This is a genomic window from Yersinia mollaretii ATCC 43969 (genome assembly GCF_013282725.1).
Classification (GTDB): Bacteria; Pseudomonadota; Gammaproteobacteria; order Enterobacterales; family Enterobacteriaceae; genus Yersinia; species Yersinia mollaretii.
Genome location: NZ_CP054043.1, coordinates 2,824,228 through 2,848,391 on the forward strand (window position 1 = coordinate 2,824,228; position 24,164 = coordinate 2,848,391).

The following is a 24,164-nucleotide window of genomic DNA, read 5'->3' on the forward strand; positions in this document are numbered from 1 at the left end:
CCGCTTCATGGAGGCGGTTTTTTTTCATCTCAATGGCAGCGACGAGAGGGGAACCCCTTGTTTTACGCCTCGCTTCCCCCGTATTATTGCCGATCTTTTTTACGGTTATACTGAGTGGAATTTACAGTCGGGGCCGATAAGTATCATGGTGCGGATAAGGGTTCAGGATAATTAGCATGCGGGTAATACTGGCACCGATGGAAGGTGTATTAGACTCACTGGTGCGCCAATTACTCAGTGAAGTGAATGATTATGACCTTTGTATCACCGAGTTCTTGCGGGTGGTCGATCAGCTCTTGCCAGCGAAATCCTTCTATCGCCTGTGTCCTGAGTTGCATAATCAAAGCCGCACTCAGTCGGGGACACTCGTTCGTCTCCAATTGTTGGGTCAGTACCCGGAGTGGCTGGCGGAAAACGCGGCTCGTGCAGTGGAACTGGGATCATATGGTGTTGACCTCAATTGTGGTTGCCCTTCAAAACTGGTTAACGGTAGTGGCGGAGGGGCCACGTTGCTGAAAGATCCTGAGCTGATTTATCAGGGGGCAAAAGCGATGCGTGAAGCCGTGCCTGAGCATTTACCGGTCACAGTCAAAATCCGTTTAGGTTGGGATTCTGGTGATCGTCAGTTTGAGATTGCCGACGCGGTGCAGCAAGCCGGTGCGACCGAGCTGGCAGTACATGGGCGCACCAAAGAAGATGGCTATCAGGCTGAACGGATCAACTGGCAGGCGATTGGCGAAATCCGTCAGCGCCTCACTATTCCGGTGATCGCCAACGGTGAAATCTGGGATTACCAGAGTGCGCAAGAGTGCATGAAGGTCACGGGCTGTGATGCGGTGATGCTTGGGCGCGGTGCGTTGAATATCCCTAATCTGAGCCGAGTCGTGAAGTATAACGAGCCGCGTATGCCGTGGCCGGAAGTGGTAAAACTGCTGCAAAAATATGTGCAGTTGGAAAAGCAAGGCGATACCGGACTGTATCATGTGGCCCGCATCAAACAGTGGTTAGGTTATCTGCGTAAAGAATATACTGAAGCGACGGATTTATTCAGTGAAATCCGCGCATTAAAAACCTCAAAAGATATTGCTCTGACTATTCAACGTATTTGATTTTCAGGTATTTATTAAATTAAAATTTCTAAAATAGAATAATTAATTTTCTCAGTATGGGCAGATAGATAAATAAAAACATGTGCTGTCGCAAACGAGTCAAGGATGGGGGGTTGCAACAGCCGTGATTTATGACTCCTAATAACCTTTATGCTGCATTTTTTTAAGTATCTTTCCGAAGCTAACCGTTTTACTCCCCACCTTTTTCATTCCATCCTCTGGAAGGTAGCTGAACTTAACATACATCACTTTACCTTCCGCTTTCTCTTTATGGCTTAACTGCTTAATAACCTCATACATCTCTTTTATATCAGTAGGCATACCTGCTGCATCGGTTAAAATAGTCCCTACCGGAACAAACTTTAACGCCTGATCGACCGTTTTACTTAATAGGTCCTGTAGTGGGAATAAACCGCTAAAGCGTTTACGCGGTACATAATTTGTGATGCCTATATAGATATCAGGCAGATCATTAATATGATTTTCGATGCCACGAGTCTCATTTTTAATCAAAAACTCTGAGATCTCTATGGGAGTTCCTATGAGCACTAACGGCTTGATACCACTCCCTTTCTCCGAGAAGAGATAGTCGCTGTGGGAACTTTTGGCTGCTTTTTGTAATTCACCTCGATCGACAATAAGGCTGCAATATTTTCCTTCTTTGACTATCGGGGCTGGTTCGTGCCAAAGTGTAATTTCACTGGCAGAGGCAGAGCCAACTTCCATTGCATGGCTCATAAGTAACATTAATGTAATTGTGGGAGTTTTCATCAGTAAGTTCCTTCTTAATAAGAGTTACATTATAAAGGTAAATAACGATGGTATAATAATATAATACCTACATTTATAGGGGGATACACTGAGTGAACAGGGTCGTACAGTTAAGTATAATACACGGCTAATGACTGAGACTGAAAGCGCTAAAATGGAAATAAACATTTTAAATGCTAATCATTTAATTTTTAATTGATATTTGGTTGTAAATTTCGGGGCTGTAATAGCGATTGGATAAAATGGGGTAATAGGAGTGGTTATGTGAATAGAAAGACGCCTTATGCGCCTTTCGTTGTCAATCATAACGCGCGGCTATTTCTTCTTACGGCCAATAAACTTAGCGACTCCTAATAGGAATATCGCACCAACAAGAATCAGTAATCCATCAACCCAGAATGTCAGTGATGCTAGATTTTCATCATGAATATCAGCTAAACCTGCCGCTATCAAAAATACACCGAAGATAATACCAAAAATTGTTGTTCCCATAATAATACCTATAAATCCACTTTATTGAAAACATGCTAATAATTATAAGATAATAATTAATGTGATAGGATTTTTTTTACTACTATTTAGGCCTTGTTTAGGTTTTTGTGGCTAATGTCTAAACTCATTGAACTCCCCAATCCCGCTATATACGAGAGTGTCTAGATTTTTTTATAAACAACCGCTATCTTAAAAATACGGCTTACAGCCACCGCATTCCTTGTTTTCACTAGGAAGTGTTTACCTTTGGGCAGTGATTAGTCAGCTTTAATCTTTGTAACAATCATTTGAAGAATGTGTGATGCATAGGGCATTACTGTAATTTATAATGCGCTGGACCAAGCACAACCACTCCCAAATAACCTATTTAAGCTGATGAACATGCATGTAAAAATCCGTTCTGCACTATTAAGTATTTTGCTTTTATCTACTGGTATCAGTGCTGTTCCTTTAGCCGCAGCCAGTGGTGGAACGACTGAGATTAAAGGGAAAGCACCTTTGGAACTGGCGTCTGGGAGTGCAATGGTGGTTGATTTACAAACAAATAAAGCCATTTACGCCAATAATGCGGATGAAGTCGTGCCGATCGCATCAATCACCAAGCTGATGACCGCAATGGTGGTATTGGATGCCAAATTGCCGCTTGATGAAATTATCTCAGTCGATATTCATCAAACTAAAGAGATGAAAGGGGTATTTTCGCGAGTCCGTGTAAACAGTGAAATTAGCCGAAAAGATATGCTACTGCTGGCATTGATGTCGTCAGAAAACCGGGCTGCGGCCAGCCTGGCTCATCACTACCCTGGCGGCTATAACGCTTTTATTAAAGCGATGAATGCGAAAGCTAAATCTTTGGGAATGACGAAAACGCGTTATGTCGAGCCAACCGGCTTGTCGATTAATAATGTCTCTACTGCCCGCGACCTGACAAAATTATTGATAGCGACCAAACAGTATCCCCTGATTGGGCAGTTGAGCACCACGACAGAGAAAATGGCGACTTTCCGTGAGCCTAATTACACACTGCCTTTCCGTAATACTAACCATTTGGTTTATAATGATAAATGGAATATTCAGCTGACAAAAACGGGTTTTACTAATCAAGCTGGGCACTGTTTGGCTATGCGTACTGTGATTGGTAATCGCCCCGTCGCACTGGTCGTGTTAGATGCCTTTGGTAAATATACCCATTTTGCTGATGCAAACCGCCTGCGTAGCTGGATGGAAACCGGCAAAGCGGCACCGATTCCGGGTGCTGCGAAAAGTTACCGCCAACAAAAAGATACGCAAGCACGGCTAGCTCAGGTCTCAGAATAAGTATCACAAAGTCATTGAGTGGCAGAATTTGCAGTGAGGGCTGTAAATTCTGCCTATAGCTTTAGTCTGAGTGAAGACAATATAGGGCTAACATTCGGACAACAGCTTATTCGACACGATAAGCAAGTATCACTTTCAATACTGTTATTTTTCTTGCCAGTATTTTAATTTGGACGTTTTACCTATCCCCGGATTAAAACTATTAGTTGGATCTATCTGCTGATAAAACGTCTTCAATGCGTTTTTTGCTATATAAAGATGCCCGACATTATGTTCCGCTGGGTATTCCGCCCCTTTGTCACTCAACAACTCCAGCATTTTTTGCTTCAATGCTTGGGTATCGACGCCTTTTTTCACAATATAATCTTGATGGAATACATGGCAGAGGAAATGGCCATAATAGAGCTTGGCGACCAGACATTGATCTATTTCGGGTGGAAGTGTCTCAAACCACTGATCTTCATTGCGTCGTAAGGCAATATCCAGCGCGAGAATGTCTTCCACTTTGTCGGCGTGGATGGCGTGATAGCGCACCGCTGCACCTGCCGCCGCAAAGCGGTGTAAAAATGCTTTTTTGCCCTCATCTGCGGTGCAAGTGATAAAGTTACCTTCCGCTGTAGCAAAAAAGTCCTTCAAAAATTGCTGTGCTTCAGGGATACCTCCACCTGACATTTTAAGCATCAAATGATGTTCATACTTATGACGATACATTTTGAGGCGCTTAGGGAGATGATTAGGCAGTACTTGACTGAAACCTTGCATTATCCGATCAGTTAAGTGATCAATGAGAAAAGGAACTTTGCTCAGGCGGGCATCAATTTTTCCTTTTAAAGTAAAGAAGTGGGGGATGTTATTGGTCCCCATGCTATTGATCATGACAAAAGTATCTTTGCCGTAAACTTCGGCAATATCAAAAATGTCGCGGTGCATATATTCACCCGCTACGGGCAAATGCTTGAAGTCACGTAAAATAGCGCGACGTAATTCAGTCAATACTTGGGTTTGATTGGTGCCGATATAAAAAACTTGCTGCTGTTTTTCACTCGGAAAAGTATCCAGCCGTACTGCAAATACGGCTAATTTACCGGCGCACCCGGAAGCTTCAAATAATCGTCTGGGATCAGCATTAAAGCGGGAAGGTGTCGGCGCATCAATATCTCTCACGCGAGTGGCATATTCTTGGTCTGAGGTTTGCTGTGTCCCTTGCTTAATATCACTGGCTCGATATTTACCTCGTTCCAGGCGTTGCAGGATTTCTTCTGGCGTATTGCCTAAATTTATTCCTAAGTGATTAATTAATTTTAATTCGCCTTGTGCATCAATTTGCGCATACAGTGCCATTTCAGTGTATGCCGGTCCTCGTTGAACCAAAGATCCACCCGAGTTATTACAAATACCGCCAACCACGGAAGCACCAATACAAGATGAACCAATCACTGAATGCGGTTCACGGTCATAAGGTTTCAGCAGCTTCTCCAACTGATTTAGCGTGCTACCAGGGAAACCAATGACTTGCTTGCCATCATTCAATAACTGAATTTGATTGAGGCGCAAAGTATTTAGTATGACTATCGGTCTGTCGTAATCATCGCCACTAGGAGTGGACCCTTCGGTCAACCCGGTATTCGCTGCCTGCATAATAACAATGATATCGGCTGCCACACAGACTTGCAGTAACTGCCACTGTTGCCATAACGTTGAAGGAAATACGACGGCGAGGGCCGCTCCTACCCCGGAGCGGAAACCCTTACGATATCGCTCGGTTTGCCGCTCGCTGGTGAGCAAGTAGCGTGCACCCACAATCTGCTGTAACTGATCCAGCAAGGTCTGCGTTTTCTCATCATTGGCGTGATTCATTGGCGCGGTTTCCTGTAATGACATTGACTTTTTATATCATCGGGCATGACACCCACGTTCAGATCCCTATGAAACAGAGAGAGTCGTGCCATGATGTAAGCATGAGGGAGGAGAGGCTTTCTCGATAAATCGTTTGCTTTGTGAGAGGCTTCACATTATTAGGCTTAAATGGCTTTCAACTTTCGTTGTCATCACGGTTTTATTGTTAATGAAATTAATGCTTGAGCCAAAAAGTGATTAGATAAATGTGGGTTAGGAAAATTAATTCTATATTTCGATAATATTTTTGATTATTTTCCGATGGGGTATAAAATCTGATTAAATCATTACATGGGGCAGTTAGGTATTTTATGGGTGAGCATTTTGTTGGCAAATATGAAGTGGAGTTAAAATTCCATATTTCGGATATAGACTCAATACATGAACAGCTGAGAATATATCAAGCAATCCCCTTTACGCTTAATAATCATGAAAAAGACATCTATCTGGAAGCTAATGGCGATGATTTAGCCGCTAACAAGATCAGTATGGTTTTGCGGGAGATGAGCCCATCTGGCATACGGTTATGGATAGTCAAAGGACCTGAAACCGAGCGTTGTGAAGCCAGTAATATTGATGATATCGATAAAGTGAAAAGCATGTTGGGCACTTTAGGGTATCAACCCGCTTTCACATTAGAAAAACAACGTAGTATCTATTTTATTGGGAAATTTCACGTCACGATAGATAACTTGGCTGGGCTTGGTCACTTTGCCGAAATAGCCATCATGACTGATGATGCAACGGCGCTTAATAGTCTGGAGAGTGAATGCCGATATTTAGCTGACAAACTAGGATTATTGCCAGAACAACAAGAGCACCGTTCATACCGGCAATTATTGGGTTTTTAACCACTCCATACCCATTAAGCAATATTGGTCGCCATAAATTTGCGACCAGATAGACTTATTTTTTCATCAACGACTTTAGGTTGGCGAATGGATTGTGGGTTGCTACTCCTTGGTCATTCTGGGCGTCATCGCCAGCGATCACGGTTGAACCATATTGATCCGCTTCGGTATATTTAGAATGTTCATGATCATGGCAAAAAAGGCATAACATCTCCCAATTGCTACCATCTTCGGGATTATTACTGTGATCGTGGTCAATATGGTGGACTGTCAGCTCCCGCAGATTGGAATAGACGAATTCCCGAGAACATTTCCCGCAAACCCATGGGAAAATCTTTAGTGCTTTCTCCCGATAACCACTCTCCAGACGGGTGTAATTCTTCGGTATATAGGCCATGTGAACCTTCAATTTGGCGAAAAATAATACCTCTATTTTAGCGTGAAATCTGGTTGTAGACTACCAACTATTGATTATAAATATCTCAATGTCGGTCTATAAATCCCGCAGGGTTACATAGGAATATACTGAATCCAGTATAAAAATAGAAAATGTGGATATTTATCGCACCCAGCAAATTTTTGAGACTTTTGCCAATGCTTTGAAGGACAAGGGCGCTTTACACTGTCACTCAGTTTTACACTATGCCCAAGTTTTACCCTCTCATGCTGTGAGTACCAGCATGTTTACATTATCAGTATAAAGTTATTAGTATGAGATTATCAGTAACCCGCTAATAGACTTATTTTACGGCAGGCATGCAGTGTGTTTCGCCTGAAATCCTTTGCCGATACAGTTGAGGCGATATGAAAGAATCTGAAGTGCTGGCCGAAGTCAGTAATGAAAACCAGACGTTAGTCGCCGTGGTGCAGCAGGACCAGCGAGTGGTGTACTTCTATATCTATCCGCAAGAGGCGTTTGAAGAGCGTTTTCCTGTTCGTGCCTGCTGGGTAAGGAATTTGGTCGCAGCACCTCAATCGGCTGACAATGCGGCCCTCGAACAAGGTTTAGCCCCCCGATTAGCGGCTGAGTTTTGCCGTAATGTGGCTGGTGAGGCAGAACTTGACCCACAATTTATTACGGTAGTCTGGTCTGAAAGTGATGATGGTGCGGCATTGTGGTATCAAGGCCAATTACTGGCGATCATTCCTGGCTGGAGTTTATATATTGACCACTCTATTTGCTATTCTGCCAGCTGTATCAAAGATAACCCCCTAACATTACCTCTTGGCTCAGCGTCAACCAATACTCAATATGCTATTGCACAAAATACACGTCAATTTTGGCGGACTTGGCAGCAGGAAGAGGGGAATCCGTGGCCTGTATTACAGGCCGAATATATTCAATGTTATGAACAGCATTTCGGTCCATCGTTAAAATATTATGCCATCGATCAAGGAAAGTGGCCGCCAATGGCCATTTCCCAGCATGAAAAAGAGGGAATATATTATTTTCTAACATTGGGTATCAGTATTCGCCCTCAGCCATGGGTCGAAATATTATTCAATGATGATGCCGCTAAATACCGGCGTTTGGAGATGGCTATCGCGATCGATGGGCAATATGTCAATGAGGACAATGCCATTCATATGGCGAGTGCTTTAGCTGGATTCTCTCATGTTCCCTGGAGCAAAATAACCTGGTTAGGGGAGGGACATACATTGGAGTCGTCTGTTGCCCCGCAGGGTTACGAAGGCTACATCTTATCGTCAGCATTATATGCTGATGCAGACAATCTTACATTACCTCTACAGCAAGGTGATCCGGTCAATATATATTGGGCCAGCCCTATCTTTACCAGTGAAAGGGAGTTGGCTCATAGTGCCCCAAATGGGGGGATTGATCTGCTGAAAAGGTTACAACAACAGGGTGTTAACCAGATTTTCGTCCCACGTCAGCCCGTTATTTGATTTATGCTGAACATTGTCTGATCTGATTTGCAGATTTTGTTAATCGGGTCTTAACTTAATGATGATGATGATGATGATAGCTGTTTGAGTTTGTAATACAGAGAAACGAAACTCGCTATCAGCGAAGATTAATTTTATGGAGGTGTTTATGGGCATACTATCTTGGATTATTTTTGGTCTTATTGCCGGTATTCTGGCTAAATGGATAATGCCCGGAGAGGATGGTGGTGGCTTTATTATGACCATCATTCTCGGTGTGGTCGGTGCTCTGGTTGGGGGTTATATCAGCACCTTCTTTGGCATGGGTAGAGTTGATGGATTTAACATTGGTAGCTTTGTGGTTGCCGTTATCGGTTCGTTGGTTGTCCTATTTGTCTACCGAAAGTTAAGAAGTTAGCGCTACCTAGCAGACCTGTGATAATGATATAAACTAATCATGACTCACTAAATATATACTCTTAAAAATATCAGAAAGGTGACTATTTTTTGTCACCTTTCTCTCATAAAACTATCATCAATATGCAATAAAAATATCCGTTAATGGCTCATGACTACAGGCAATCTGAGAGACATGACATGGGCCAGGCATTACGTCAATTCACTGTGGCTGATTATCCGGCTGTGGTGCAAGAACCGCGTAAAAAGGTACTTGCCGTTAAAGGATTAGTTAAGGCGTATAAATCACAGCATCGCGTTTTGGATGATATTAATTTTGAACTTCATGCGGGTGAGTTTGTCGCTATTATTGGCCGTTCGGGTGCCGGTAAATCCACATTACTGCATGTCTTAAATGGCACGATTCCCAGCAGTGCGGGTGAAATTCTCAATTATCATGATAATGGTGATACGCAGAATATAGCAGCACTTACCGCAAAGCAGATGCGTCAATGGCGTGCTAAATGCGGCATGATTTTTCAGGACTTCTGTTTGGTTCCCCGTCTTGATGTGATGACAAATGTCTTATTAGGCCGCCTCAGCTACACCTCAACCCTCAAATCATTTTTCAAAATATTCGCTGAGCAAGATCGGGCCAGAGCAATCGAATTATTACAATGGCTCAATATGTTGCCCCATGCCTTACAGCGTGCAGAGAACCTCTCTGGCGGTCAAATGCAGCGAGTGGCTATTTGTCGCGCCATGATGCAGAACCCCCAAATATTATTGGCCGACGAGCCTGTTGCGTCTTTGGACCCCAAAAATACAACACGCATTATGAATACATTACAGAAAATAAGTGAAAACGATATTGCAGTGGTCGTAAATTTACACTCAGTTGATTTAGTTAAGGATTACTGTACACGCGTTATTGGTATTGCACATGGAAGAATTGTTTTTGACGGGCCTCCATCGCAACTGAATGACACTATTATTCAAGATATTTATAGCGATGAGTCTACTGATCTTTTGCATTAATCCCTACTTATCCCTTTACCAGAATAGGTTATTTTAATGAAAAAAGTACTTTGTCTTACCTCATTATTGGCAAGCATGATGGTATTTAATGCCACAGCAGCGGATGCACCTAAAGAAATTAATCTGGGTATTCTTGGTGGGCAGAATGCGACACAGCAAATTGGCGATAACATGTGCGTCAAAGAGTTTTTGGATAAAGAGTTAAATGTAAAAACGAATTTGCATAACGCATCTGATTACTCTGGCGTGATCCAAGGTCTATTGGGTGGGAAGATTGACTTAGTATTAAGCATGTCACCCTCCTCTTTTGCTTCTGTTTATATCAAAGATCCTAAAGCTGTTGATATTGTGGGTATTGCAATCGATGACACTGATAAATCGCGTGGTTATCATTCAGTTGTCGTGGTAAAAGCAGATAGCCCGTATCAGAAAATTGAAGATTTGAAAGGTAAAGCATTTGGCTTTGCTGATCCCGATTCAACATCGGGCTTCTTAATACCGAATCAAAGCTTTAAGCAGAAATTTGGTGGGACACCAGACAATAAATATAACGACTTCTTCTCCAGCGTGACTTTTTCTGGCGGTCATGAGCAAGATATACTCGGGGTTATTAATGGTCAGTTTGCCGGTGCGGTGACTTGGGCATCAATGATTGGTGATTATAATACCGGTTATACCAGCGGCGCATTCACCCGCATGATTCGCATGGACCACCCTGATTTAATGAAGCAGATCCGGATTATATGGCAATCTCCCTTAATTCCTAATGGCCCAATTTTAGTTCGCAGCGCGTTGCCATCTGAATTTAAAGCGCAATTAGTCGCGGCGGTTAAAAAATTGGACAAAGAAGATCACGGTTGCTTTATTAAAGCGATGGGCGGAAAACAGCATATTGGTGAAACATCACTCAGCGAGTATCAAAATATCATTGATATGAAGCGCGAATTAACCAAAGGCGATCGTTAAGTCGAACCAGTAGATAAAACAAAATAGCTCTGGCTTGGCCGGAGCTATTGCTCTTAGGTGGTAACTAATTTTGAATACAGATTTTAACCACTACTATCAGCAGATACGCGGTAAACAGAAACGTGAAACGTTGATTTGGTCATTAACACTGGCAATTATCTATCTTGGCGCGGGAAGTATTGCTGAGTTTAATCTTCATACTGTTTTTATTTCCATTCCAAGTTTCTTTGATTATCTGGCTGAAACCATCCCCATACTTCATTGGCATAATTTGTTTGCAGATGGTCGTACCGAAGGCTCTTTTGCTTATTGGGGCTATCGGCTACCGATTCAGTTACCGCTAATTTGGGAAACACTGCAATTGGCGGTGGCATCAACTATTTTGTCAGTGATAGTTGCCACTATTCTGGCCTTTTTGGCGGCGAATAATACGCAAAGCCCACCTTGGTTGCGCTTGTTTATTCGAACCTTCGTGGCGTTTTTGCGTACCATGCCTGAATTAGCCTGGGCGGTAATGTTTGTTATGGCCTTTGGCATTGGCGCTATTCCTGGTTTCCTTGCACTGGCCTTACACACGATTGGCAGTCTGACTAAGTTATTTTATGAGTCACTGGAAACAGCATCAGATAAACCGATTCGCGGTTTGGCCGCTTGTGGTGCCGGTAAATTGCAACGAATGCGTTTTGCTCTCTGGCCGCAGGTAAAACCTATTTTCCTTTCTTACAGTTTTATGCGTCTGGAAATTAACTTCCGCCAATCAACCATTTTAGGATTGGTGGGGGCTGGGGGGATTGGACAGGAGCTGATGACCTCGATAAAGCTGGATCGTTATGATCAGGTCAGTATGACATTATTGCTCATTATTATTGTGGTTTCATTGTTGGATTATGCATCCGGTAAATTACGGAAGCGAGTTGTAGAAGGAGTGTCATAATGTTGGCTTATCATCTGACAACGGAGCAGATATCAGCGCTCAAACAACAACATCCTCAGCTTTTTTTACAGCAAAAGCGCTATGTCAGGCTGGTTGCTGCTATTGCTATAGTCATTTTTCTCTATTATCTTTTCTTCTTCAAAGTTTTTGGTATTCCGTGGCAGACCTTTACCCACGGAAGCCAGCAAATAAGCCGCTATTTTTTACGAATGTTTGTTTGGCATGATTTTATTAACTGGCCATTTAAATATTATTTCAGTCAGATATTTATCACTTTAGCCATTGTCTTTGCTGGGACACTCACCGCGACATTAATCGCGTTACCCTTATCATTTTTGGCCGCACGGAATGTTATGTCGACACCAGGATTGCGTATTATTTCATTTATGATTCGCCGCTTCTTAGATATCTTTCGAGGTATTGATATGGCCATTTGGGGGCTAATTTTTGTTCGGGCAGTGGGCATGGGGCCATTGGCTGGGGTGCTGGCTATTATTATGCAAGACGTGGGATTACTGGGTAAACTCTATGCTGAAGGGCATGAAGCCGTGGATAAATCGCCTAGTCGTGGGCTGACGGCAATGGGAGCCAATGCACTGCAAAAACATCGCTTTGGTATTTTTACTCAATCCTTTCCAACATTCTTGGCGTTAAGTCTTTATCAAATTGAATCCAACACCCGTTCGGCTGCCGTATTAGGTTTTGTGGGCGCGGGCGGTATTGGTTTAGTTTATGCTGAAAATATGCGGTTATGGAACTGGGATGTCGTAATGTTTATTACATTAATCATGGTGGTTATCGTCATGATTATGGATAAAGTCTCTGCGACTTTACGTCGAAAATATATCCTTGGCGAAGAGGTTTCACTTTATCAGCCCGCCAATAGCATTAAGGCCGGTATCTGATGTCATTATAATAATGAAAGATTAAGATAAGAGTTAAATAACACATTATCTTAATCTTTCATTAGTTAGCTTAATATTCTATTAGTTGTTCTCTATGAATAATAGTGTTAACGGCTGTATATTATCTATTTTGAGGTTTGTCCATCAATCAGATTTACATTGAGAAAATCAACGTTGATCTATACAATACGGCCCGCTAGACGTTAAAGAAATATTTTGTTTTTCTTGCGATTTTCGCCACGTCTAATCTAAATAATAGGAATAGGGCAGTAATATGATGAACAACGATGTGCTCCGTAGTGTTCGCTACATGCTTAACGTCAATGATACCAAGATAACAGAGATCATTAAGCTGGCTGATTTTGATGTGAACAATGCGGATGTCGTTAATTTTCTTAAGAAAGAAGACGAAGCTGGTTATCAGGATTGTCCTGATCTGGTGATGGCACATTTCCTTAATGGCCTGATTTTCTTTCGTCGAGGTAAAGATGACAAGTTCCCCGCACCTGCGGTAGAACCCATCATCACCAACAATATTGTGCTAAAAAAACTGCGTGTTGCATTTGAGTTGAAAGATACTGATATGCATGATGTGTTTAACGCGGTTGAATTCCCAGTATCAAAACCTGAGTTGAATGCCTTGTTCCGTAAAGAGGGCAGCAAAAACTTCCGCCCTTGCGGTGATCAGGTTTTACGTTATTTCCTAAAAGGTTTAACTTTACGTATCCGTGGCCCTAAAAAGTAAAAATAATAATATCGGCCAACAGTTACCATATTGATATAAGTAACTGATACGGTTTAGTAATAAGAAGACAGGAGTGGCAATTCGCCATTCCTGTTTTTCGTTAAAATTCGTGCCCCCATCGCTGAGTTGATTCAAACATTTTTTTCCCCGTACGCCTTAATGGCTCTTCACATTAAGATTCTGATCTTTTGCACTGTCTGTGCCCATACATTGCGCATTAATGGTGCAGATAATTAGCCTATATCTTCGACTAATTGGCCGGAATATATCTATTCTTCAATTAAATTATCAAGATATAAAATTGGCATGGCGATTGCGCAGAGTAATTTGATCTTGTGTTTTTTACTCAACGACCAGAGGTTAACGCTATGCAACATCGTAACTTAATTAAGGTTTTTGCACTTTCGGCTTCGGTTATCAGCATGGGGGTGGCTTTTGGCTCGCTGGCTGCGGATACCATCAAAGTGGGTATTTTGCACTCGTTGTCCGGCACGATGGCTATCTCTGAAACACCATTGAAGGATATGGCTCTGATGAGTATTGATGATATTAATGCTCATGGTGGTGTATTGGGTAAACAACTCGAGCCCGTGATTGTGGATCCCGCCTCTAACTGGCCGTTATTTGCGGAGAAAGCGCGGCAATTGTTAACACAAGATAAAGTCGCAGTGGTATTTGGTGCTTGGACTTCTGTTTCCCGTAAATCTGTCTTACCAGTATTTGAGGAGTTAAATGGCTTACTGTTCTATCCGGTGCAATATGAGGGCGAGGAGATGTCACCGAATGTTTTCTATACCGGTGCGGCACCCAATCAGCAAGCTATCCCCGCAGTAGAATACTTATTAAGTGAAGATGGCGGTGCAGCAAAACGCTTTATTTTGCTGGGGACTGATTATGTTTATCCGCGTACTACTAATAAAATTCTGCGGGCCTTCCTACATACCAAAGGTATTCAGGATAAAGATATTGAGGAGATATATACCCCGTTCGGATATAGCGATTATCAAACTATTGTTGGCAATATTAAGAAATTCTCCGCTGATGGTAAAACGGCGGTTATCTCCACCATTAATGGTGATTCAAATGTCCCCTTCTACAAAGAGTTAGCAAACCAAGGTATCAAAGCAACTGATGTTCCAGTGATTGCTTTCTCGGTGGGAGAGGAGGAATTACGTGGCATTGATACTAAGCCATTGGTGGGTAATCTGGCTGCCTGGAATTATTTCCAATCTGTAGATAATCCGACGAACAAGAAGTTTGTTGAGCAATGGAAAGCCTACGCTAAAGCGCATAAGTTGCCGAATGCTGATACTGCCGTGACCAATGATCCGATGGAGGCGACGTGGGTCGGTATGCATATGTGGGCACAGGCGGTGGAAAAAGCTAAATCAACAGAGGTGGACAAAGTCCGTGCGGCTATGGCAGGGCAAACTTATCCGGCACCTTCAGGGTTTACTCTGACGATGGATAAAACTAATCATCACCTGCATAAACCCGTGATGATCGGCGAAATTGAGGCAGACGGGCAGTTCAACGTCGTATGGCAGACTGATGCGCCAATTCGAGCTCAGCCATGGAGCCCGTTTATCGCAGGGAATGACAAAAAACCAGACCATCCAGTAAAAAGCACTCAGTAGCAGTGACTTTCCAGAGTCGGCTTTTGTTGATGACGGCGAGCTGGCTCTGGATCTCTTTTGCCATATATCAGTGATGAGTGAGCCTATGAAATCATTAATTCCTGTCTGGGGTCGAGCCGCTAATTATGCGCTCAGGCTATTGATTGGCCTGTTATGGGGAATTTCAACATGGACAGTTGCAGGGCCAGCCCATGATTTTGCTGTGGCTAATCGCTCACAACAAGCCACTTTGCTACAGCAATGGGCGACAGAGCCAGATGCCAGTCGATTGCCCTTATTGCAGGCACTGAAACAGGAAACCTTGGTAATGGACAGCACAGGGCAGGTTTTCGTCCAGAGTCATCAGGGGTTCACTCCACTAGAAGGGCAATTACAGCCATCCGATACACCCAAGAAAATCTGGCTTAACAATCGGTTACGCATCTTGATTGCCAATGCATTGGCAGCCCAACGGCTGGTGAGTGAAGATGCATCGGTGCGCTTACAAGCCGCATTGGCGTTACAACAGCAGGCAAAAAGTGAGCAGTTGCCGCTACTTAACCATCGCCTGACATTAGAAACTGATAGCAAAGTCAAAGACGCATTGAGCATCGCACTGGCCAATTTACAGTTGGCTGACAGCAATCCGCAGGTACGGTTAAATGCCGTACAGTTGTTAGGGCAATCCGGTTCACCACAGACACAGTCACGGCTGCAAAACTTAACTGATGCCAAAGTTGAACCTGATGTGCAAGTCCGCGCTGCTGCGGCCACTAGCTTAAAACAGGTACAAAATCGCCTATTGATTAGTGATGTTATCGGGCAGGTATTCAGCGGATTATCACTGGGGTCCATCTTATTACTGGCGGCACTGGGGTTGGCTATCACATATGGTTTATTAGGTGTCATCAATATGGCCCATGGTGAGATGCTGATGCTGGGGGCCTATTCCGCTTATTGGGTGCAATCGCTGTTTCAACAATTTGCGCCGCACTGGCTGGCACTCTATCCGTTGGTTGCTTTACCGGTCGCCTTTTTTATCACTGCCGGTATCGGTATGGCATTAGAACGTACCGTGATCCGGCACCTGTATGGGCGGCCGTTGGAAACGCTGTTAGCGACGTGGGGGATCAGCCTGATGCTGATTCAGAGTGTACGCATGATCTTCGGTGCACAAAACTTGGAAGTGGCCAACCCTGGCTGGCTCTCTGGCGGGCTACAAATTTTACCGAATTTGATTTTACCTTGGAATCGCATTGCTGTGATTGCATTTGTTGTGATTGTTCTGCTGTTCACTTGGTTACTGCTGAATAAAACCCGCTTGGGGCTACAAGTGCGAGCTGTCACACAAAACCGAGCTATGGCTGCCTGCTGCGGCGTGGCGACAGGGCGGGTTGATATGTTGGCTTTTGGCCTTGGCTCAGGAATTGCTGGATTAGGCGGTGTCGCGTTATCGCAGTTGGGCAATGTCGGCCCGGAATTAGGGCAGGGATATATCATCGACTCTTTTCTGGTGGTGGTGCTCGGCGGGGTTGGACAATTAGCGGGCAGTGTCGTCGCAGCGCTGGGGTTGGGGATGTTGAATAAAATTCTGGAACCGCAGATGGGGGCAGTGCTAGGTAAGATTTTGATTTTAGTGCTGATCATTTTGTTTATTCAAAAACGACCACAAGGTCTGTTTGCTCTCAAGGGCAGGGTGAGTGACTAATGAATCAACCTTTAACTATTACTCTGACACAAAAAGCACCTGTCATCACTCTGTCATTAGGGGCCGTGGTGGTGGTGGTGCTGATTATTTTGCCATTCTTGGCGCTGCTGCCAGCGGATAATCCATTGGCCATATCAACTTATACCTTAACACTGATTGGCAAAATTCTGTGTTATGCGGTTGTCGCTATTGCACTCGATCTGGTGTGGGGATATGCCGGATTATTGTCACTCGGTCATGGCCTGTTTTTTGCTCTTGGCGGTTATGCCATGGGGATGTACCTGATGCGGCAGGCGGCAGGTGAGGGGCTGCCCGCCTTTATGTCTTTTCTGTCATGGTCCGAATTGCCCTGGTTTTGGAGTGGCAGCCAATATTTTGTTTGGGCGCTATGCCTGATTGTACTGGTGCCCGGCATACTGGCTTTTATTTTTGGCTATTTCGCCTTTCGTTCCAAAATAAAAGGGGTCTATTTCTCCATAATGACTCAGGCATTGACCTATGCAGGGATGCTACTGTTTTTTCGCAATGAAACTGGCTTTGGTGGTAACAATGGTTTCACGGGTTTCACTACCATGCTGGGTTTTCCGGTCTCAGCAACATCGACTCGTATCGCCCTGTTCCTCGCGACACTCGTACTGTTAATCGCCAGTCTGGCACTGGGGTTTGCATTGGCACGTACCAAGTTTGGCCGAGTGCTGACCGCAGTGCGTGATGCCGAAAACCGCCTGACCTTTTGTGGTTATGACCCGAAAGGTTTCAAGTTGTTTGTCTGGACACTGTCCGCCGTACTGTGTGCTTTAGCTGGTGCACTCTATGTGCCACAGGTCGGCATTATCAACCCCAGTGAAATGTCGCCGACGAACTCTATTGAAGCCGCTATCTGGGTCGCATTGGGTGGGCGCGGAACTCTTATTGGCCCTGTTCTGGGGGCGGGAATTGTCAACGGTGCAAAAAGCTGGTTCACCATGGCGATGCCGGAATATTGGCAATTTTTTCTCGGTTTAATCTTTATTTTAGTCACCTTGTTCTTGCCGAAAGGCGTTATTGGATTGCTGAAACGAGGGAGAGAAAAATGAGTCGATTTCAAATTACGGAACAGCTGATTTATCCCGAGATCATCGATCAGGCACCCGGAGCCATTGAGTATGCGGCTGACAAGTATCGCCAACAACGTGACCCGGTGCTGACATTGGAGAATATCAATGTCAGTTTCGATGGCTTTCACGCGTTACGTGACCTCTCATTGCAGATTGGTGTTGGAGAGTTGCGGTGCCTTATCGGCCCAAATGGGGCAGGTAAAACGACATTAATGGATGTGATAACCGGCAAAACGCGGCCACAGACTGGCAAGATGATGTATGACCAACACCATGATCTGGCAACGATGAGCACGATTGAAATTGCCCAAGCGGGGGTCGGCCGGAAATTTCAGAAACCCACAGTATTTGAAGCGTTAAGTGTTTTTGAAAATCTGGAGCTGGCGCAAAAAAGCACGAAAACCGTTTGGGCGAGTCTACGAGCCAAGTTAAGCAGTGAACAGCGGGATCAAATTGATGAAATGCTGACCTTGTTGCGCCTCAGTGATATGCGGCAACGGCAGGCGGGGCTATTATCTCACGGTCAAAAGCAATTTCTTGAGATCGGCATGTTATTGGTGCAAGACCCCCATTTACTGCTATTAGATGAGCCAGCCGCAGGGATGACGGATGCAGAAACCGCCTATACCGCCGAATTGTTCAATCAATTGGCAGGAAAACATTCGTTGATGGTGGTGGAGCACGATATGGGATTCGTCGAGACTATAGCCGATCATGTCACGGTGTTACATCAAGGGCAGGTGTTGGCCGAAGGGTCATTAGCAGAGGTGCAGGCTAACGAGCAGGTGATCGAGGTCTATCTCGGTCGTTGAGTTACCCCCTTTTGGGTAAACCAGATATCGGGCGAGCCTGAATTGAGTTTTTTGTGACTCACTATTATCCGTTGAATTGAGGGAGAAATATGCTGCAAGTAAATGAACTCGAACAGTATTATGGCGGTAGTCATATCTTGCGTAGCTTATCATTCGAGGCAGAAGTAGGGGAGGTGACCTGCTTATTGGGCCGTAATGGCGTCGGTAAAACTACCTTGCTTAAATGCCTGATGGGATTAGTGCCCCTCAAAAATGGCAGTATCAACTGGGAGGGTAAGAATATAAGCCACCAGTCTCCACACCAACGGGTAAAAAGTGGAATTGCCTATGTGCCACAAGGGCGAGAAATCTTCCCTCGACTCACAGTAGAGGAGAATATCCTGTTAGGGCTGTCACGTTTTCCTGGCTCACAGAGCAAAGTTGTGCCAGAGAGCATTTATCAACTTTTCCCCGTCTTACAAGAGATGAAGCAGCGTCGTGGCGGGGATTTATCCGGTGGGCAGCAGCAGCAACTGGCGATTGGCCGAGCATTGGCTTGCCAACCTCGGTTACTCATTTTGGATGAGCCTACCGAGGGAATTCAGCCCTCGGTTATTAAGGAGATCGGCGTGGTGATTAAGCAACTCGCAGCCCAAGGGGATATGGCCATTCTGTTGGTTGAGCAGTTCTACGATTTTGCCGCAGAACTAGCTGATAACTATTTAGTGATGTCCCGTGGCAAAATTATTCAGCGAGGGCGTGGCACCGATATGGAACAGGATGGCGTCCGTGGGCTGGTTGCTATTTAGCTTTCTTTTACGGGAGGCGAGACTCCTCAATTGGCAAGGAATCCGATGCACCCCATTCGGCCCAAGAGCCGTCATAGAGTGATACCAATGGCGCGTTTAGGGCCGCCAGTCCCAGAACCACGACGGCGGCGGTTACGCCAGAACCGCAACTGGCAATAATAGGTTTGGTTAAATCTACCCCTTGGGCGGCAAAAATTTTTGCCAACTCTTGCGATGATTTTAGATTGCCATTTTCTACCATGCTCCCCCAGGGAATATTGATACTGCCGGGGATACGCCCAAGGCGCAGGCCGGGGCGCGGTTCTGGTTCCTGTGCTTTAAATCTCCCTGCTGGGCGGGCATCTAAAATCTGTATTTCATTATTGCCAAGTGCGGCGATAACCTCATCAACACTTTTGACGGCTGCTTTATTAAAGCTCGCATTAAAAGTCTGGCGGATGGATTTTGCCGGGCCGCTTTCCAATGCATAGCCCGCCTGTAGCCATCCGTTAATACCACCGGCCAAAATGTGTACATTTTTGGCACCGAATATACGGAACGTCCACCAAACTCGTGGTGCAGAAAAGAGGTTGCCGTCATCATAAATCACTAAAGTATGCTGCTCACTGATCCCTAATTGGCCGACCATTTCACTGAACTGCTGTGGCGATGGCAGCATATGAGGTAAGTCGGTGCTGTGATCGGCTATTGCATCGATGTCAAAATAAACGGCTCCGGGAATATGCCCCTGCTCAAACTCGGCCTGAATATCCCTTTTAGGTGTCAATCCTGGCGGTGACATTCTGGCATCCAAAATAGCGATCTTTGCATCGTGCTTATGTTCCGCCAGCCACTGTGGTGTAACCAGAAAAGGTGAGCTCATAGCAAAATACCTGTAGAAGTTAAAAAGGAGCGATTGAGTGACCGCTTCATCGTGGCACTTACTATATAACGATTTTCCGCGATTGAAACCCCGACTTATCAGCACTGCGCAACACTTCGCATTTTTTGAAATCTATTTTTCAACAGATTACATAATGAAAATAAATAATCTATTTTTAGTGCTAGTAGATCTATTTTTGTGAACTCGATACCGAGATTTATCTCTAATTTATGCAAATTTTCATAGGTTAACAATATTCCTCGTACAGCCTCGCAAAAAGAAGTTTTCATTCTATTTTTACCTTGATGGCGAAATTTTAATTTCGTATAACCGTTGGCATCTAAAGCCCCTGATCGGGCCTTAACCTATAAACAAGCAGAGGAATAGTATGCAGAAGGTTCGAATTGGCCTTATCGGCACGGGTTACATCGGTCGTTGCCATGCCATTGCTTATGCGCAGGTCGCGACTGTTTTCCCATTAAAGGGGCGACCCGTATTAGAAATGCTAGCGGAAGCCACCTCAGAACTGGCTCAACAACGCGCCACGGAGTTTGGATTTTCCCGTGCTACTGCTAACTGGCGGGAGTTGGTGGCTGATCCAGATATTGATGTGGTGGATATCTGTGCACCAAACTTCCTGCATAAAGAGATGGCACTCGCCGCTATTAGCCATGGCAAACATGTCTATTCAGAAAAACCGCTGGCACTCAACGCAGCAGACGCCAAGGAAATGGTCGATGCGGCATATGCAAAAGGTGTAAAAACGCTGGTGGGATTTAATTATATGAAAAATCCGACCAGTCAATTAGCACGAGAGATTATCGCCAATGGTGAAATTGGTGATGTTGTTCATTTCTACGGGACTCACAACGAAGATTATCTGGCCGACCCACTGACGCCTTTAGATTGGCACTGTACCAAAGCGCAGGCCGGACTAGGGGCTCTGGGGGATTTAGCTGCGCACATTATTAACATGGCTCATTATCTGGTCGGCGATATAGCGAGTGTCTCTGGTGATATGCAGACCATCATTAAGCAGCGGCCCGATCCGCAAAATCCGTCATTGCTCCGAGCGGTAGAAAATGAAGACCAAGCCAGTGCGCTGGTGCGTTTTGCCAATGGTGCTATGGGAACAATCGAGACTTCACGCATTGCTTGTGGCCGCAAAATGGGGCTGACATACGTGGTCACAGGCACTAAAGGGACTATCAGCTACTCTCAGGAACGCATGGCGGAATTACAGCTCTATCGCCATGATGATCCACTGGCGAGACAAGGGTTTAAAACAATACTCACGGGGCCACAGCATCCTGATTATGCCGCATTTTGTATTAGTGCTGGGCATGGCATAGGGTTTAACGATCAAAAAACGGTCGAGATCCGCGATTTGATTAATGGTATTGCCGCTGGAGATCGCATGTGGCCCGATTTTGAAGAGGGCTGGAAAGTCTCGAAGGTACTGGATGCTATTGCTGTCTCTGCACAAGAGTTGCGCTGGAGAGAAGTCTAAATAGAAATATTTTAGCTATATATAGTGTTTTAAGTTAGTTAGCCGTGGGCGCTATTCAACTGATACTGGCACTCATTATGTCTAGTATGAGCCATTTATATGCCGTCAACTGGCACCCAAAGTGATAACCGTCCTACAAGCATTGCTCACTACCTTAGTGAACAACAGCGGGGGCGAGTAAAGCAGTTGTCTCGCTCTTGCATATGGCGATTGGAATTGCCGACCTGGATACTTATTGGTGTTATTTACACGGGATGGTTTGTCACTGTTGTTTACTGGCAGCAAGTGGGCGTTGTGATGGGTAGCGTACTGCTAATTTTGTTGAGCACTTGGTATATGTCGCTACAGCATGAGTTAATCCATGGGCATCCAACTCGTTGGCGGTGGGTTAATCAGTTATTGGGGACTTTACCGCTTGCGGTGTGGTATCCGTATGGCCTCTATCGTGACTCCCATATACAGCATCATTGTGATGAGAATCTGACCCATCCGGAGAAAGATCCCGAGAGTTATTACTATACAGGTGAGCAATGGAAATACCTTTCTCCATTGTTTAAGCGAATCGTACGTGCCAGCAATACTTTTCTGGGGAGAGTGGTGCTCGGTCCAGCACTGGATATCATTGATACCATCCGCAGTGCCGCCCGCGCTTTTCTTTCCGGTGATCGTCAAGCCATAGCGATGTGGCTGGTTCATTTGGGGTTACTTATCGGCTTGTTTCATTGGATGGCGAGTTATGGCATTTCCACCCTTTTTTATCTTCTGGTGGTGAGTTATCCGGCACTTAGCCTGACCAAAGTAAGATCTTTTTTTGAACACCGCGCAGTTGAAAATAGTGCAGCACGTTCAACGTTGAATGAAGCGGCATGGCCATGGCGTCTGCTATTTCTAAACCTCAATTACCATCTGGTACATCATGATTTACCCTCCTTGCCTTGGTACGGGTTACGACAGATTTATTTGGAAAATCGAGTTGAATACCAGCATCGCAGTGAGCAGTTTGTTGTCCACGGCTATAATCAATGGATTGAAGCACATGCCTTTACTGCGTTGGAAATAGAGGTACACCCTTTTTACGATAGCGGGAATAGAGCTTTGGTAGGGCAGGAGCAGCATGGCGTCATTGAGAATCGTCGTCATGCTCCATCAATCGAAAGCAGCTAATAGACTTAAAGAAGGATGCTGATTTTGACCACAAAGTTCTTTTCAATCTCTCCCGTCACTTGAAATTAACTGTTGTTATATACAGTCATTAATGTAATCTTACTCAAGATCTTGAGTAAGGATATGCTGCTTAAGTACTTAGCAATCATACTGTTGTACCTAAAATAGGTTAGCCTGCTAGGCCAATTTTTAACTAACAATATATTTAATATCAATTGGTTATTTGGCTTGTTTTAGACTAAATCTAATATGGTTACTGATTTGTTAATGGCAACTGTTCTTCGTACTTTCAGATGCCCACGTTCTATAGATAGTCACGTTTGAACTTTAACTAACCCTTGAGCATATAGAGGTAAACATGGCAAAGGCCCTACCCCGTAGCGGGATTTTTGCGCTGCTTGCAGTCATGGTGGCAGCAGTTAGTGGTGTATCTCACGCGGCAGATACTGTCCGTGTTGGCTCAAAAATTGATACCGAAGGCTCATTGTTGGGTAACATTATTGTGCAGGTTCTGGATGCTAATGGGATAAAAACTACCAATAAATCACAGTTGGGTACAACCAAAGTGGTGCGTGGTGCTATCACTGCGGGTGAGATTGATATTTATCCTGAATATACCGGTAATGGTGCCTTTTTCTTCTCTGATGAAAAAGACCCCGCGTGGAAGGATAGTAAGGCGGGTTATGAAAAAGTAAAAGCGCTGGATTACGAGAAAAATAAATTGGTGTGGCTCTCGCCCGCGCCAGCAAATAATACTTGGACCATTGCAGTGCGTCAGGATTTAGCCCAAGCGAATAATTTGAAAACGTTGGATGATCTCGGTAAATGGATTAACGCTGGCGGGAAATTCAAATTGGCGGCTTCTGCTGAGTTTATTGAGCGCCCTGACGCCTTACCTGCTTTTCAGCAAGCCTATGGCTTTAAATTGAATCAAGACCAGTTGTTGTCATTGGCGGGTGGCGATACTGCTGTGACGATTAAAGCCGCCGCTGAGCAAACCTCGGGGGTTAATGCTGCCATGGCATATGGGACAGATGGCCCGGTCGCCGCTTTGGGGTTGCAAACACTGGGAGACCCCAAAGGTGTGCAACCTATTTACGCGCCAACACCGATTATTCGCGAAGCGACACTGAAAAAGTATCCAACCATACCTGAGTTACTCAATCCGGTATTTGCCACTCTTGATGGCCCGACATTACAAAAGCTGAATGCGCGTATCGCGGTTGAAGGCCAGGATGCGAAAAAAGTGGCAGCCAATTACCTGAAAGAGAAAGGCTTCGTAAAAGGATAACTGTGTACG

General features: G+C 44.6%; 23 protein-coding genes. 18 read left to right on the forward strand and 5 right to left on the reverse strand.

From position 1 onward, the window contains the following. The first annotated feature begins 176 nt into the window (after positions 1–176). Entirely contained in the window at positions 177–1,109 is a 933-nt protein-coding gene (gene dusC / locus HRD69_RS12430; protein WP_004877140.1) for a tRNA dihydrouridine(16) synthase DusC, read from the forward strand. 138 nt (positions 1,110–1,247) lie between these two features. On the opposite strand, the gene HRD69_RS12435 is transcribed toward dusC, so the two are convergent. Both HRD69_RS12435 and HRD69_RS12440 read right to left on the reverse strand, forming a co-directional pair. Next, complete coding sequence (locus HRD69_RS12435) at positions 1,248–1,880, reverse strand: hypothetical protein (RefSeq protein ID WP_032815361.1); 633 nt, start codon at positions 1,878–1,880, stop codon at positions 1,248–1,250. Between the two features lie 315 nt (positions 1,881–2,195). Then, on the reverse strand, positions 2,196–2,372 hold the full coding sequence (locus HRD69_RS12440) for a hypothetical protein (RefSeq protein ID WP_004877136.1): 177 nt from the start codon (positions 2,370–2,372) through the stop codon (positions 2,196–2,198). 381 nt (positions 2,373–2,753) lie between these two features. Between HRD69_RS12440 and pbpG the strand changes: the two genes are divergently transcribed. Continuing rightward, on the forward strand, positions 2,754–3,689 hold the full coding sequence (gene pbpG, locus HRD69_RS12445) for a D-alanyl-D-alanine endopeptidase (protein WP_032815359.1): 936 nt from the start codon (positions 2,754–2,756) through the stop codon (positions 3,687–3,689). Between the two features lie 144 nt (positions 3,690–3,833). Here the strand turns inward: pbpG and dld are convergent, their stop codons facing one another. Further along, a complete protein-coding gene (dld, locus tag HRD69_RS12450; RefSeq protein WP_032815358.1) occupies positions 3,834–5,546 on the reverse strand; it encodes a D-lactate dehydrogenase in 1,713 nt (570 codons plus the stop codon). Between the two features lie 350 nt (positions 5,547–5,896). On the opposite strand from dld, the gene cyaB reads away from it, so the two are divergent. Next, entirely contained in the window at positions 5,897–6,436 is a 540-nt protein-coding gene (gene cyaB, locus HRD69_RS12455; protein ID WP_004877130.1) for a class IV adenylate cyclase, read from the forward strand. Between the two features lie 55 nt (positions 6,437–6,491). On the opposite strand, the gene yajD is transcribed toward cyaB, so the two are convergent. Further along, entirely contained in the window at positions 6,492–6,833 is a 342-nt protein-coding gene (yajD, locus tag HRD69_RS12460) for an HNH nuclease YajD (protein ID WP_005189583.1), read from the reverse strand. 407 nt (positions 6,834–7,240) lie between these two features. On the opposite strand from yajD, the gene HRD69_RS12465 reads away from it, so the two are divergent. The 12 genes from HRD69_RS12465 to urtE all read left to right on the forward strand — a co-directional run bounded on the left by HRD69_RS12465 (position 7,241) and on the right by urtE (position 19,328). Beyond that, positions 7,241–8,344 carry a suppressor of fused domain protein gene (locus HRD69_RS12465; RefSeq protein WP_004877126.1) on the forward strand — a complete coding sequence of 368 codons (1,104 nt, stop codon included), beginning with the start codon at positions 7,241–7,243 and terminating at the stop codon, positions 8,342–8,344. 148 nt (positions 8,345–8,492) lie between these two features. Next, positions 8,493–8,741, forward strand: coding sequence for a GlsB/YeaQ/YmgE family stress response membrane protein (locus HRD69_RS12470; RefSeq protein ID WP_032815356.1), 249 nt, complete (start codon positions 8,493–8,495; stop codon positions 8,739–8,741). Between the two features lie 179 nt (positions 8,742–8,920). Further along, positions 8,921–9,757 (forward strand): phosphonate ABC transporter ATP-binding protein, encoded by an 837-nt coding sequence (gene phnC, locus HRD69_RS12475; protein ID WP_004877121.1) that lies wholly within the window; start codon positions 8,921–8,923, stop codon positions 9,755–9,757. A gap of 36 nt (positions 9,758–9,793) precedes the next feature. After that, on the forward strand, positions 9,794–10,723 hold the full coding sequence (gene phnD, locus HRD69_RS12480; protein ID WP_032815355.1) for a phosphonate ABC transporter substrate-binding protein: 930 nt from the start codon (positions 9,794–9,796) through the stop codon (positions 10,721–10,723). Between the two features lie 70 nt (positions 10,724–10,793). Beyond that, positions 10,794–11,657 carry a phosphonate ABC transporter, permease protein PhnE gene (gene phnE, locus HRD69_RS12485; protein WP_032815354.1) on the forward strand — a complete coding sequence of 288 codons (864 nt, stop codon included), beginning with the start codon at positions 10,794–10,796 and terminating at the stop codon, positions 11,655–11,657. After that, on the forward strand, positions 11,657–12,562 hold the full coding sequence (gene phnE, locus HRD69_RS12490; protein WP_004877117.1) for a phosphonate ABC transporter, permease protein PhnE: 906 nt from the start codon (positions 11,657–11,659) through the stop codon (positions 12,560–12,562). Before phnE (HRD69_RS12485) ends, phnE (HRD69_RS12490) begins: the two co-directional genes overlap by 1 nt. Positions 12,563–12,836: 274 nt before the next feature. After that, the gene (locus HRD69_RS12495; protein WP_032815352.1) at positions 12,837–13,307 is read left to right on the forward strand and encodes a YehS family protein; all 471 of its coding nucleotides are present in this window, start codon (positions 12,837–12,839) and stop codon (positions 13,305–13,307) included. 368 nt (positions 13,308–13,675) lie between these two features. Continuing rightward, entirely contained in the window at positions 13,676–14,944 is a 1,269-nt protein-coding gene (gene urtA / locus HRD69_RS12500) for an urea ABC transporter substrate-binding protein (RefSeq protein WP_004877113.1), read from the forward strand. 85 nt (positions 14,945–15,029) lie between these two features. Next, on the forward strand, positions 15,030–16,631 hold the full coding sequence (urtB, locus tag HRD69_RS12505) for an urea ABC transporter permease subunit UrtB (protein WP_004877112.1): 1,602 nt from the start codon (positions 15,030–15,032) through the stop codon (positions 16,629–16,631). Continuing rightward, the gene (urtC, locus tag HRD69_RS12510) at positions 16,631–17,707 is read left to right on the forward strand and encodes an urea ABC transporter permease subunit UrtC (RefSeq protein WP_172984617.1); all 1,077 of its coding nucleotides are present in this window, start codon (positions 16,631–16,633) and stop codon (positions 17,705–17,707) included. Before urtB ends, urtC begins: the two co-directional genes overlap by 1 nt. Further along, on the forward strand, positions 17,704–18,540 hold the full coding sequence (gene urtD / locus HRD69_RS12515) for an urea ABC transporter ATP-binding protein UrtD (protein ID WP_032815434.1): 837 nt from the start codon (positions 17,704–17,706) through the stop codon (positions 18,538–18,540). The genes urtC and urtD overlap by 4 nt, the downstream gene beginning before the upstream one ends. 89 nt (positions 18,541–18,629) lie before the next feature. Continuing rightward, positions 18,630–19,328, forward strand: coding sequence for an urea ABC transporter ATP-binding subunit UrtE (urtE, locus tag HRD69_RS12520; RefSeq protein WP_004877413.1), 699 nt, complete (start codon positions 18,630–18,632; stop codon positions 19,326–19,328). A 7-nt stretch (positions 19,329–19,335) separates the two neighbouring features. Here the strand turns inward: urtE and sseA are convergent, their stop codons facing one another. Beyond that, positions 19,336–20,190 carry a 3-mercaptopyruvate sulfurtransferase gene (gene sseA, locus HRD69_RS12525; RefSeq protein ID WP_004877412.1) on the reverse strand — a complete coding sequence of 285 codons (855 nt, stop codon included), beginning with the start codon at positions 20,188–20,190 and terminating at the stop codon, positions 19,336–19,338. 388 nt (positions 20,191–20,578) lie between these two features. Here sseA and HRD69_RS12530 point away from each other — a divergent pair, with 388 nt between their 5' ends. From HRD69_RS12530 to osmF, 3 genes are all read left to right on the forward strand, one after another. Further along, positions 20,579–21,700, forward strand: coding sequence for a Gfo/Idh/MocA family protein (locus tag HRD69_RS12530; RefSeq protein ID WP_004877411.1), 1,122 nt, complete (start codon positions 20,579–20,581; stop codon positions 21,698–21,700). 99 nt (positions 21,701–21,799) lie between these two features. Further along, the gene (locus HRD69_RS12535) at positions 21,800–22,864 is read left to right on the forward strand and encodes a fatty acid desaturase (RefSeq protein ID WP_032815433.1); all 1,065 of its coding nucleotides are present in this window, start codon (positions 21,800–21,802) and stop codon (positions 22,862–22,864) included. A gap of 358 nt (positions 22,865–23,222) precedes the next feature. Beyond that, positions 23,223–24,155: a glycine betaine ABC transporter substrate-binding protein OsmF gene (osmF, locus tag HRD69_RS12540; protein WP_032815431.1), complete on the forward strand. Its 933-nt coding sequence runs from the start codon at positions 23,223–23,225 to the stop codon at positions 24,153–24,155. Positions 24,156–24,164: the final 9 nt, after the last annotated feature.